General features: G+C 61.8%; 11 protein-coding genes. 7 read left to right on the top strand and 4 right to left on the bottom strand.

Annotation, left to right across the window (positions count from 1 at the left end):
• Positions 1-25 precede the first annotated feature (25 nt).
• Complete coding sequence (gene fahA, locus R8L07_01810; protein MDW3204250.1) at positions 26-1324, top strand: fumarylacetoacetase; 1299 nt, start codon at positions 26-28, stop codon at positions 1322-1324.
• On the opposite strand, the gene R8L07_01815 is transcribed toward fahA, so the two are convergent.
• The 4 genes from R8L07_01815 to R8L07_01830 all read right to left on the bottom strand — a co-directional run bounded on the left by R8L07_01815 (position 1321) and on the right by R8L07_01830 (position 4516).
• Positions 1321-2223: a LysR substrate-binding domain-containing protein gene (locus R8L07_01815; protein MDW3204251.1), complete on the bottom strand. Its 903-nt coding sequence runs from the start codon at positions 2221-2223 to the stop codon at positions 1321-1323. The genes fahA and R8L07_01815 overlap by 4 nt on opposite strands.
• A 284-nt stretch (positions 2224-2507) precedes the next feature.
• Positions 2508-2978, bottom strand: a complete 471-nt coding sequence (locus tag R8L07_01820; protein ID MDW3204252.1) for an OsmC family protein — start codon at positions 2976-2978, stop codon at positions 2508-2510.
• 14 nt (positions 2979-2992) lie between these two features.
• Positions 2993-3307: a DUF1272 domain-containing protein gene (locus R8L07_01825; protein ID MDW3204253.1), complete on the bottom strand. Its 315-nt coding sequence runs from the start codon at positions 3305-3307 to the stop codon at positions 2993-2995.
• A gap of 105 nt (positions 3308-3412) precedes the next feature.
• The gene (locus tag R8L07_01830) at positions 3413-4516 is read right to left on the bottom strand and encodes a mandelate racemase/muconate lactonizing enzyme family protein (protein ID MDW3204254.1); all 1104 of its coding nucleotides are present in this window, start codon (positions 4514-4516) and stop codon (positions 3413-3415) included.
• A 112-nt stretch (positions 4517-4628) separates the two neighbouring features.
• Between R8L07_01830 and R8L07_01835 the strand changes: the two genes are divergently transcribed.
• The 6 genes from R8L07_01835 (at position 4629) to R8L07_01860 (ending at position 12637) form a co-directional block, all read left to right on the top strand.
• Positions 4629-6104, top strand: a complete 1476-nt coding sequence (locus tag R8L07_01835; GenBank protein MDW3204255.1) for a PLP-dependent aminotransferase family protein — start codon at positions 4629-4631, stop codon at positions 6102-6104.
• A gap of 109 nt (positions 6105-6213) precedes the next feature.
• A complete protein-coding gene (locus R8L07_01840) occupies positions 6214-8370 on the top strand; it encodes a P-loop NTPase fold protein (GenBank protein ID MDW3204256.1) in 2157 nt (718 codons plus the stop codon).
• 173 nt (positions 8371-8543) lie between these two features.
• Positions 8544-9623, top strand: coding sequence for an extracellular solute-binding protein (locus R8L07_01845; GenBank protein ID MDW3204257.1), 1080 nt, complete (start codon positions 8544-8546; stop codon positions 9621-9623).
• A 122-nt stretch (positions 9624-9745) separates the two neighbouring features.
• Positions 9746-10906 carry an ABC transporter ATP-binding protein gene (locus tag R8L07_01850; protein MDW3204258.1) on the top strand — a complete coding sequence of 387 codons (1161 nt, stop codon included), beginning with the start codon at positions 9746-9748 and terminating at the stop codon, positions 10904-10906.
• Positions 10903-11772, top strand: coding sequence for an ABC transporter permease (locus tag R8L07_01855; GenBank protein MDW3204259.1), 870 nt, complete (start codon positions 10903-10905; stop codon positions 11770-11772). The genes R8L07_01850 and R8L07_01855 overlap by 4 nt, the downstream gene beginning before the upstream one ends.
• Positions 11773-11779: 7 nt before the next feature.
• The gene (locus R8L07_01860; protein MDW3204260.1) at positions 11780-12637 is read left to right on the top strand and encodes an ABC transporter permease; all 858 of its coding nucleotides are present in this window, start codon (positions 11780-11782) and stop codon (positions 12635-12637) included.
• The last annotated feature ends 7 nt before the right edge of the window (positions 12638-12644 follow it).

Below are 12644 nucleotides of genomic sequence, written 5' to 3' on the forward strand. Positions count from 1 at the left end.
TGGGACGCAACGAGGCGACGACGCGATGAAACCGGTTCTGGACGAGACACACGATCCCGCCCGCAGAAGTTGGATTGAAACGGCCAACCGGCCCGATTGCGACTTTCCGATTCAGAACCTGCCCTATGGTGTGTTTGAAACGAAGGGCGGCGCCCGGCCCGGCGTGGCCATCGGCGATTGCGTGATCGATCTGCGCGCCCTGTCCCGCGGCGGCCTGCTGCCCGTTCCATCGGGAGTGTTCGACGGGCCGTCCCTGAACCCGTTCATGGCGCTGGGACCGGAGGTCTGGCGCGCGACACGACGCGCGGTGTCAGGGCTGCTGGACCGGGACTGTCCGGATTTGCGCGACGACGCCGACGCCCGCGCGGCGGTACTGCATGCCCTGTCGGATGTGACCCTGCGGATGCCCTTCGACCTTGCCGAATACACCGATTTCTATGCCTCCCGCGAACACGCGACCAATGTCGGCACCATGTTCCGCGATCCCGAAAACGCCCTGATGCCGAACTGGCTTCATATCCCGATCGGCTATAACGGCCGCGCCAGCACGGTGGTGGTCAGCGGCACCGACATCCGGCGCCCCTGTGGCCAATTGAAGGCACCGGACCAGGCGGCGCCGACTTTCGGCCCGACCGCCAAGCTGGATATCGAGCTGGAGATCGGGGCAGTTGTCGGCACCCCGAACGCCATGGGCACGCCCGTCACGACCGAACAGGCCGAGGCGATGATCTTCGGCTATGTCCTGCTGAACGACTGGAGCGCGCGGGACATCCAGGTCTGGGAGTATCAGCCCCTCGGGCCCTTCCAGGCCAAGGTGTTCGGGACGACGATCTCTCCCTGGATCGTGACCGCCGACGCGCTCGCGCCGTTCCGGGTCGACGGGCCGGTCCAGGACCCGCATCCGCTTCCCTATCTTCGCCAGGCCGATCCCCGCAATATCGATATCGCGCTGTCAGCGTCGCTGACCCCGCCGGGCGGGCCGGAAACGACGATCAGCCGGACCAACTTCCGCCACATGTACTGGTCCAGCGCCCAGCAATTGACCCACCATGCCGGCGGCGGCTGCGCCATGCGTACCGGCGATCTGCTCGGCTCCGGCACGATCAGCGGCCCGACCCGCGACAGCTGCGGCAGCCTGCTGGAACTGACCTGGAACGGCCGCGACCCGATCACGCTGGACGGTGGCGGCCAACGCACCTTCATTGAAGACGGCGACACGATCACCCTGCGCGGCTGGGCGCCGGGCGCGGGCTACAGGATCGGCTTCGGGGACTGCGCAGGAACGGTGCTGCCGGCCCGCCCCCATCCTGTCGAGGCGGGCTAGCCGGCTCTGCGACTGGCCAGCGATGCCACCGTCTCCAGGAACCGCCGTGCTTCGGGCGATGGGTCTTCGAGGCACAGAACACCGAAATAGTAGCGCCCGGACCGGGCATAGGACGGGATCGGCGTGACCAGTTGGCCGGTGGCAAGATAATCGTCGACGAGACCGCGCCACCCCAGGGCAACGCCGCGCCCAGCCATGGCCGCCTGCAGCACCAGTTGATAGGTGGAAAAGGCCGATTGGGTGCCCGACGGCGTCCAGTCCACCCCCCGATCAGCGAACCAGTCGCGCCACGAACTCCAGGCGTCGGGCGTCGGCCCCTCATTGTGGATCAGCGGCAGGTCGACCAGACTTTCGGCCCGGCCCGCCCCCTCATGCGCGGCCAGAAAGCGGGGTGAGCAGACCGGCGTCACCGCCTCCGGGAACAATCGGATGGCGTGGTCCGGCATATCGTCCGGCCAGGCCAGAACGAAGGCGACATCGCCGTCCCGCAGATGACGCTCAGGGCTCAGTTGTGCGGAATTGATCTGCAGATCGATGCTTTCCGGCAGCAGATCGTTCACCGTCAAACGGGGCATCAGCCACATCGACCCGAAGGCAAAATCCAGCGAAATCCGGATGCGCTGATGCGCGTCCTCCTGCCGGAAGCGGTCCACAACCCGGCGAATCCGATCCAGCGACGCCGTCACCGCGTCGAACAGGACCTCCCCGTCCGGCGTCAGCACGACGCCCTTGTGCTGGCGCAGGAACAGCTTCCGCCCGACGCGTTCTTCCAATAGACGAATTCGATGGCTAAGGGCCGGCTGGGATATGCCGAGGGACTGGGCCGCCCGTGTAAAACTGCCGGTTCCCGCCGCTTCCTCAAAGGCAACCAGGTGGGAGAAATCCAGATGCGCATTCATCAGATTTATACCTTCAATTCGAACGGGCCATCTTCACACGGAATTTTGGCGAATGATAGCGTTCCGAACTGAAGAGACGGCTCGTTCCAATCGGTGGCGGGCCGGCCCTTGGCGCCAGCTTCTTCGGGACACGGGGGAGGCGCGGCACCGACCGGCCCGGACGGGCATCGGCGGCGCGTCTTGTTGTCTTGCGGGACACGGCCTTCCGGCGGTCTGAGCCGCCGGATTCAATGCACTGGCCCGGCGTCTTTCACGCCGGGCCTTTCTTTAGCCGGACACTGTCGTCATGCGGCGGAATAGCTTGCCTCGTAGCTGACCGGGAAGTTCACCGACCGCGCGATGAAACAGTATTGATGGATTTCGTGATGGAGCGCGTCGGCCCGGTCCCGATCCCCGATATCCGACAGCACGATGCTGGGGCGCAGGATCGCGCGCAGGAACCGCCCGGCACCGGACGGCTCGCTTTCGCCGATGCCGATCGGCGTGTCGGTATAGGACTGCACGACGATCTTCTCGCGGCTCGCCAGGTGCAGGTACCAGAGCATGTGACAGGCCGACAGCGACGATATCAGCAGGTCCTCCGGGTTCGGCAGGCCGGGATCGCCGCCCAGAAGCGGATCGTTGGAGCAATGAATGACCGGCTTTCCGGGCGTCGCGATGTCCCAGGTCCGGTCATAGCCGCGATAGGTCTTCGTGCCGTCGCCGCGATTGCCCGTCCACTGAACCTGACAGGTGTATTCATGCTCTTTCGCCATGGAATGTGCCGCTCCTATCGCTGGTCCGGCGGGATGTGCCGGACGTCGTTCACGAAGCTGTCTATCTGATCCCGCGACCATTTGGAATGGCGGCGCCGCGTCGAGGCGGGATGATTGGCGAGGCCCAGTTTCAGCTCCGGCCGCAAGGCACGCGCGGGGCGGATCGGACGCGGCACCAGATTGCCGCCGCAGGTCGGGCAGACATGATGCAGCACGTCCTCCGCACATCCGGCGCAGTAGGTGCATTCATAGGTGCAGATCCGCGCATCCGCCGCAACGGGCGGCAGGTCGGCATCACACAATTCGCAATTGGGGCGCAGGTCCAGCATCAGGGCGTCTCCGGTCGTTTGAGATGCCCGATACTGCCACATCCCGCCGACCGGGACGGGTCGTTGACCCCACGATTTGCGCCAATACCGGCTCTGTCCCGGCGCTCAGTCCTGCGCGCTGATCCGGTAATCGGCCTTGTCGAGCCAGGCGGGGCTGATTTCCACACCCCAGCCCGGTCGGTCTGTGACCGTGGCCCGGCCGTCGACGATGTCATAGGGGCTTTCGACGAACAGGCCGTATTGCCAGGGATAGTAATCCGCCTCCTCGATGGAGAATTCGAGGTACTTCCCGGCATTCGGAATGGCGCGCAGCAGATGCATGGTGAACAGCGTCACCATGGACCAGTTGGCGCAATGGGGCGTGCAGGGAATGCCCGCCTTCTCCGCCATCGCCGCCACCCGCAGGGTCCGGGTCAGGCCGCCCAGATAGCAGACATCGGGCTGGATGATGTCGACCACGCGCTGGTCGATCATCCGCTGCCAGTCGACCAGGGAGCAATCCTGCTCCCCGCCGGTGACGTCGATGTCGAGCGCGTCCGTCACCTGCTTGGTCTGGTCGTAATGCCAGTAGGGGCACGGTTCCTCGAAATGGCCGACGCCGTTATCCTGCAGCATGTGGCCGACCTCGATCGCGCGCCCGGGCGAAAAGCCGGAATTGCCGTCGACCAGCAGCGCCGCATCGTCGCCCAGCGCCTTGCGCACCGTCGGCACGATTTCCTCCGTCCGGCCGGGCCATTCGTCGACATCGTGGCCGACCTCCGCCCCGACGCGGAACTTGAAGGCGTCGAAGCCGAACCTGTCGCGCAGTCTCAGGAAGCGGTCCGCCTCGTCCGCCGGGGTGATGTCCCGCTTCATGGAGGACGCATAGGCCCGCACCGTGCCCGGCGTCCCGCCGATCAGGGCGCAGACCGGCTTGCCCGCGCGCTTCGCCTTCAGGTCCCACAGTGCGGTGTCCAGCCCGCCGACCGCCCGCTGGATGTAGGAGCCGGGGAACTTGTGCTCCTTTTCCGGCACCAGATCGACCAGCGCATCGATATCGTCGCCGTCCCGGCCCAGGACATGGGGCGCGACCTGCCGGTGCACGACCGCCGCCGTGATGTCGGCATGATAGGGCGCGACCTGTCCCCAGCCCTCGGCGCCGTCCTCGGTCCGGACACGGACGAAACATACGAATTCCGTCGAAAAGGTTTCGATGCTGGTGATCTTCATCGCGGCCGGACTTTCCTGGCTGGAGGGTGATTGCGGGGAACGATAGCGAAAATTGGACTTGAACGAAGAGCCATTATCGGTCGTCCTATAGTCCAATCTGTGGGGAGGATTCATGAAGACGACCGGCGGCGCGCTGTTATCCTCGGTCTGGATCGACCGGCAATCCAGCCGAAAGATCAGCGTGCAATTGTATATGAGCCTGAAGGAAATCCTTCTCACCGGCGGCGTCAATCCCGGGGAGCGCCTGCCCGCGACGCGCATCCTGGCGAAGGAGATCGGCGTGTCGCGCACCACGGTCGTCGACGCCATCGACCGGCTGATCTCCGAAGGCCTGCTGGAGGCCCGGGTCGGCGCCGGCACCTTCGTCAGCCCGACCCTGGCCGAGAACAGACCCGCCGCGCCCGCCGTCCCGGACCTGTCGGACGAGCCCGCCGCGCCGCGCCTTTCCCACGCCGCGCGCCATGCCGACCGGTTCTTCACCCCGCGCGCCTGGCTGCCGCACCAGTCCAAGGCCTTCATCACCGCCCTGCCCGCGCTGGACCTGTTCCCGATGGCCCACTGGGCGCGGCTGTCGGCCCGGCACTGGCGCGGCAACCGCGAGGAGGTGATGGGATACGGCCATCCCTTCGGCCACCGGCCGCTGCGCGAGGCCATTGCGACCCATCTGAACGCCGCGCGCGGCATCAAGTCGGACCCGGACCAGATCTTCATCGTCGCCGGCGCGCAGCAGGCCTTCTATCAGATCGCCTCGCTGCTGCTGAATCCGGGCGATCCGATCTGGTTCGAAAATCCCGGCGCCATCGGCGCACGCAACGCCTTCGTCGCCAGCGGGGCCAATGCCGTCCCGGTCGATATCGACGATCAGGGTCTGAGCGTCGAGGACGGGCTGCGCAAGGCGCCGCATTTCCGCCTCGCCTTCGTCACCCCGTCGCATCAGCAGCCGCTGGGCCCCGTCATGCCGCTGCAGCGCCGCCTCGCTCTCCTGCGCGCGGCGGAGGAGGCGGACGCCCTCATCGTGGAAGATGATTACGACGGCGAGTTCTATTACGGCAGCCGCCCGCAGCCACCGCTGAAAGGCATCGATACCCAGGACCGCGTGATCTATGTCGGCACCTTCTCCAAGTCGCTGTTCCCGTCCCTGCGCGTCGGCTACATCCTGGCGCCGCCCAGCCTGATCGACACCTTTTCCCGCGTCAGTTCGAACTTCCTCAGCGGCGTACCGACCGCGACACAGGCCATCGTCGCCGATTTCATGAACGAGGGCCTGTTCGCCAACCATATCCGCGCCATGCGCCAGGCCTACAAGACCCGCCACGACGCCCTGATCGACGCCGCCGCCGCCCTCAAGGGCCGCCTCGACGTCCGCCCCGCCTCCAGCGGCTTCCATACCGTCGGCTTCCTGCCCGACGGCGCCGACGAAAACGGCATCACCGAAGCCGCGAAGGAAAAGAACCTGATCGTCGCCCCCCTGTCCCGCTACTGCAGCGCCCCGATCCAGCAACGCGGCCTCGTCCTCGGCTTCGGCGGCGTCGACCCGGACCAGATCCGCCGCGGGGTGGGGGTGTTGGATGGGTTGTTGGGGGGATGAGGGCTCATCGCCGCTTCAGTTCATTGCCGCAACTGCCCCTTTCAGTGTCTAGTCAAAACTTTTGATTAGTTTTAGGTTGGGCTTATGCAACCATGGACTGACTGATTAGATGAACAGCCAATACTTAAATGACAGCCCTATCGCGACTTCAGCCGATGATCAGTACGGAATCACGTCGTTTGCAGAGTCGATAGCAAAAGGCATTCTTGGAGTAAAAAATCCCGTAGGCACAGCTATCGCGCTAAACGGTGCTTGGGGCTCTGGGAAAAGCAGCGCGGTGAACCTCATTAGAAGCCAACTTGAGCAGTCGAACTGCGAAAACCTTACCATCTCCGAGTTCAAGTGCTGGTGGTATAGAGGTGAAGAAGCTCTCGCCCTCGCATTTCTGCAGAACCTTAATGCTCTGCTAAGCGATACATTAAAGGGCAAAGTAAAGGACCTTATTCCAAAAATTGGGCGGGGGTTGCTACAAGCTGGACCTGTAATTGGTGCCGCTGTTGCATTAACATCGGCAGGAAGCTTTGCATCGCTCAGTAGCGCTACGACAAATTTCGCGAAGCGCTTTTTCGGCGAAGGTGACACTATAGAGGCAACCTTCCAGAAATTGGCCAAAGTTCTTGAGGGGGAAGATCGGCGTTTTCTTATCATTATCGATGACATAGATCGATTAAGCACAGACGAAGCATTGGCTATATTTCGCTTGGTGAAATCTGTTGGACGTTTACCCAATGTTATGTATTTGCTTGTATTTGACAGGCGCCTTGCAGATCAAGCGGTGTCTGAGAGGCACCCGTCTGAAGGACCCCATTTCCTAGAGAAAATTATACAGGTTGGATTTGAACTTCCTCTACCACTCAGAACAGACCTTAATCGTGCCACCCTTACCGCAATCGAATCTACTTGTGGCCCCGCAGACGAAGCGCATGTTCAACGAATAATGAACCTATTTCATGACGTCGTTGTTCCATACCTGACCACACCAAGACATGTGGCCCGATTCCAAAACGCGATAAGCCTTTCATGGCCCGCTATATCTGGCGAAGTGAGTATCGCTGATTTCATCGCGCTAGAAACACTAAGGCTATATGAACCTTCAACTTTTCAGGCAATCAGAACACACAAGGAGTCCCTGTGCGGTGCTCGAGGCCGCAATGACATTGGCAACCAAGATCGTGACAGTAGGTTCGATCCGTTCCTTCAATCAGTCGCCGAAGAACGACAAGAAACTGTTCGAATAGCCTTGCAGCGCCTGTTTCCCCGTATGGAAGAAATGCTTTACGAGAATGGGTTCCAAGCTCAGTGGGAGACTGAGCGAAGGGTATGCATAGAAGCGCATTTTGACACATATTTCCGAATGTCGCTGAGCGACGAAACACTCTCGATGACTTTTATAAATCAACTCGTTGAGCGAGCGGACGACGCTGAATTTATCCAAACGGCTTTTCGTGACGCGGCGAGGACGCGGCGGCGTGTTGGCACATCTATGGTGCCGGTCTTACTCGACGAACTTAATGCGCACGCACTCAACATTGAGCGTGAGAAGGTTGAGCCATTAATTAGCTCATTGTTCGAAATACACGATGAAATAGATCTCGAAGTCGACCGAGAACGCGGATTTATGGCGATGGCGGACACGACGCTTAGATATCACTGGCTCATCCGCCGGCTCACAAATGGTCGCTTTACGATAGATGAAAGAACAGCTGTTTACATATCGGCTTGCGAAAAAGCATCGATTGGATGGCTGGTTGACTTCACCGCTTCTTCTCGAGGGGACTATCGAGAGCGAGAGAATGGCCCCCAACGGGAAGAAGCCTGTTTGATCAATGAAAATGCTGTCTCTCCCCTTGTAGATAGCACTCTATCGAAAATTCGCGAAGCAGCCTCGAACAACACCCTCCTTAGCCACAACGATTTATTTTATATTCTTTATCGCTGGCGCGATTTTATGGGTGGAGACCCGTCCGAAGTACTCGAATGGACGAACTTGCAACTCAATAACGATAACGCACTTGTCATATTCGCGCGGCAATTGACTGGGGAGTCTTGGTCGCAAGGTATGGGATTTGCGGGGCTTGGAGATCGCGTCGCAAGACGGCAAGTGGAGGCTCGAATAGACGAGAAAACGGACATCTTAGACATTACCCATTTTCGTGCTGAACTAGAGCGCTTACGAGCAAGCGACCAGTTGGATAAAACTGCAAAAGGGATCGTTAACGAATTTCTTGATGCGTGGGATCGACGTCGAGAAGGGCACGATGATTGAATAAGTTGACGATACAGAATTAGAAGTTCAATGACATCGCATCTCCCACCATCAATTGGTCTGCTACTCTCTCGATAGTGGATATATTTCCTAGACCAATGCTGACCTAGGCTTTCCGGATCAATCACCGTGCCGTCCGCTTCATCGGAGGGCCAATGGAGTGGGAGGCTAAGATGACGTATGGGAAAATGACGGCGCTGCTGGCGTCGGCGGCGTTTCTGGGGGCGGTTTCGACACCGGTTCAGGCCGAGACGCTGCGGCTGCTGACCTGGGGCTCGTATGCGCCGGAGGAAGTGATCCAGAAATTCGAGGAGAAATACCCCGATATCGATGTCGAGGTGACCTTTTCGAACAACGAGGAAATGATCGCCAAGCTGCGGGCGACCGGCGGGGCGGGGTTCGACCTGGCCCAGCCGAGCCATGACCGCATCTATGCGGCGCAACTGGAATACAATATCTACAAGCCGATGGACCTGTCGAAGATCGACACCTCGATCTATGAGCAGAAGCTGCTGGACGGGGTCAAGGCGAACACGACCATCGACGGCGAGGTCTATTCGGTCCCCCACCAATGGGGCACGTCCGGCCTGATGGCGGACAAGACCAAGGCGCCGGACTTCAAGAGCTGGGGCGATCTGTGCGACCCGCAATACAAGGGCCGGACGTCGATGCGCCTGAAGCGCACGATCCTGCTGGGCACGGCCTTCGCCATGGGCGAGGACCCGTTCGCGGCCTATGCCGACCTGGACAAGTATCAGGAGATCCTGGACAAGGTCGTCGACAAGCTGATCGCGTGCAAGGACAACGTGAAGGCCTATTGGAAGGGCGGGGACGATCTGTCGGCGCTGATGCTGTCGGGTGAGATCGTGGCGTCGGAAACGTGGGATTCCACGGCCTTCCGCCTGTACAGCCAGAATCCGAACATCGTCTTCGTGCCGCCGGAAACCGGTGCGCTGGCCTGGATCGACACCTTCACCCTGCCGCGCAAGGGCAAGGCGGATGACGCGGCCTACAAGTGGATCAACTTCGTCATGCAGCCGGAAATCGTCGAGCTGATGTCCGCCAGCAGCGGCGGCACCTCGGCCCGCAAGGGCGGGCGCGACCTGCTGCCGGCCGACAAGAAGGCGGCGGTCAACGCGGCCTTCACGGACGAGGACATCGCCAATCTGCAGTTCTTCGCCAACATCCCCCCGGGCGTGGAGGATATGGAAGGCAAGGCGCTGGAGAAGATCAAGGCGGCGACGGGCGGCTGACGCCCGGCGTCCCGGACTTCGGTCCCAAACTCGGGGAAGCCGCCCCACTCCTTGCGGCGGCTTCCCTTTTCGTTTCTCAATAATTCCCGGACTTTTCTTCCGGCCATGAATTGGGTGTCAGCATGACCACCGATCCGATCCACGATTTGGAATGCGCGAATATTTCCAAGAATTTCGGCGCGGTGCGCGCCGTCGATGATGTGTCCTTTGAAATTCCCAGCGGATCGTTCTTCTCCATCCTGGGTCCGTCCGGCTGCGGCAAGACCACGCTGATGCGCATGATCGCGGGGTTCGAGACGCCCAGCGCCGGCGACATCCGGATCAAGGGACGGTCGGTCGTCTCCCTGGCCCCGAACCGGCGCAACGTGAAGATGGTGTTCCAGCATCTGGCCCTGTTCCCGATGATGAATGTCTATGAGAACATCGCCTATGGCCTGCGCTGCAGCGGGACGCCGAAGGCCGATATCCCCGGCAAGGTCCAGAATGTGCTGGAGCGTATCGCCCTGCCCGATGTCGGCGAACGCGAAATCCATCAGCTGTCCGGCGGCCAGAAGCAGCGCATCGCCATCGCGCGCTGCATGGTGCTGGACCCGGATGTGCTGCTGCTGGACGAGCCGCTGGGCGCGCTGGACCTGAAGCTGCGCGAGGCGATGAAGATCGAACTGAAACTGCTGCAGCATCAGTTCAACACCACCTTCGTCTACATCACCCACGATCAGTCGGAAGCCCTGGTCATGTCGGACCGGGTCGCGGTGATGAACAACGGCCGCTTCGAACAGATCGGCCGACCGCAGGAGCTGTATCACGCCCCGACCAGCGCCTTCGTCGCGGGCTTCGTGGGCGACAGCAACCGCTGGGCCGGGCGCGTGGTCGACGCCGATGCGCAATCCGCCAAGATCGAGACCGCGGACGGGCTGGTCACCGAATGCGTCCAGCGCGCGGCGCACCGGCTGAACGGCGGCGACGCGGTCGAACTGTTCGTGCGGCCGGAATTCATCACCGTCGGCGGCAAGAACGGTGCGGCGTCGGGCGGCAATACCCTGACCGGCATCGTCGACAGCATCCTGTTCAACGGCGCGAACAGCCGCGTTCTGGTGCGCACGGCGTCCAACGCGCTGATCGAGGCCGATGTGACCCTGACCGGCGGCGATGCCGACTTCCAGGAGGGCGATACGGTCGCGCTGAACTGGTCGGCGGAAAACGCCATGAGTTTCCGCACCGAAGCCGCCGCGGGCCATGTGAATTCGGGCGGTCAGAACGCGGGCCGGGAGAATGCGGCATGAGCCACCGCGACACCCGGCGCCTGATGCTGATCCTGCTCTTCGCGCCCTTCGCCCTGTGGATCCTGCTGCTGATTGTGCTGCCGCATATCGGCATGGGCTATCTGGCCCTGCGGGAGAAGATCGGGCCGCGGGAGTACGAATTCGGCTTCGGCAATTTCGTCGAATTCGCGATGGAGCCGATTTACTGGAACACGCTGCTGCGCACCGGCAGCATGTCGCTGCTGGTCACCGCGCTGGCGCTGCTGGTCGGCTTTCCCATCGCCTATTACATCGCCAAGATTGCCGGCCATCGGACGCGCGGCGCGATGTTCCTGCTGTGTCTGATCCCGCTCTGGGTCAGCGACCTGATCCGCGCCTTCGGCTGGATCCTGCTGCTGCGCGAAACGGGAGTCGTGTCTTCCGGGCTGCAGGCCATGGGCCTGATCGATGCGCCGGTGGAACTGCTCTACAACGACGTCACCGTGGTGATCGGCCTGGTCTACACCGTCATGCTGTTCATGATCGTGCCCCTGGTCTCGACCCTGGACGGCATGGACAATTCGATGATCGAAGCCGGGTACAATCTGGGCGGCAGCGGGTTGACCGTGCTGCGCCGGATCATCATCCCCTATGCCATGCCGGGCATCGTGTCGGGCTGCATCATCGTCTTCATGCTGACGGCGGGCAGCTATCTGACGCCGATCCTGCTGGGTGGCAAGAATTCCAGCTGGTTCACCGAGATGATCTACGAACAGTTCATCACCCGCTACAACTGGGAGGCCGGCGCGACCTTCGGCTTCCTGCTGCTGGCCTTCACCTCGCTGGTCGTCTGGCTGGGCCTCAAGATTTCGCGCCAGACCCTGGCCGGCACCGTGGCGCGGAGCTGAGCCGATGATGAAAGCACGCTCCAACTGGGCCTTCCTTCTCGGCTACCGCTTCTATGTCGCGGCCTTCTTCGTCTTCCTGGCCGCCCCCCTGATCGCGGCGGGCAGCTTCGCCTTCAACGATTCCCTGTTCCCGGCGCTGCCCTGGCAGGGCTTCACGCTGGACTGGTTCTTCAACGACACGGAACCGAAACTGGGCATGTTCCATGACCGGCGATTGCTGCGCGGGCTCTATTACTCCTTCGTAATCGCCTGCGGCGTGTCGGCGCTGTCGGTCTTCGTCGGCACCTGCAACGCATTCCTGTTCGTGCGCTCGGACCTGCCGGCGAAGAATTTCTTCTACATCGTGATGGTCGTGCCGCTGGTCATTCCGGGGGTGATCCTGGGCATCTCGATCCTCGCCATGGCCAGCCAGTTCGCCAACAGCCTGGAAGAAGCCCACGGAATCGAACTGGAATTTCTGCGCCCCGGGCTGCCTCTGGTCATCCTGGGCCAGTTTTCCTTCATCGCCACGATCACCTCGCTGGTCATCACGGCTCGGCTGCGCAAGTTCGATGCGACGATGGAGGAGGCGGCGTATAACCTGGGCGCGGGGCGGCTGCGCGTGCTCCTGACGATCACCCTGCCCTTCCTCCGGCCGGCGATGATCGCCGCCGGGATCGTGGCCTTCCTGGTTTCCTTCGAGAACTTCAACACGACTCTTTTCCTGGTCGGTTCCGAATCGCCGTTGACGATCACGATGTTCGATCGTATGGCGAAAGTCGGATCGACGCCGGTCCTGAATGCGGTTTCGTTTTTCCTCATGATCGGTTCCGGCGCTCTCGCACTCGTATCGGTGCTGGTGCAACGCGACAGGACGAAAGTCTGACCCCTCC

The organism is Alphaproteobacteria bacterium, assembly GCA_033344895.1.
GTDB lineage: Bacteria > Pseudomonadota > Alphaproteobacteria > UBA8366 > Aestuariispiraceae > Pacificispira.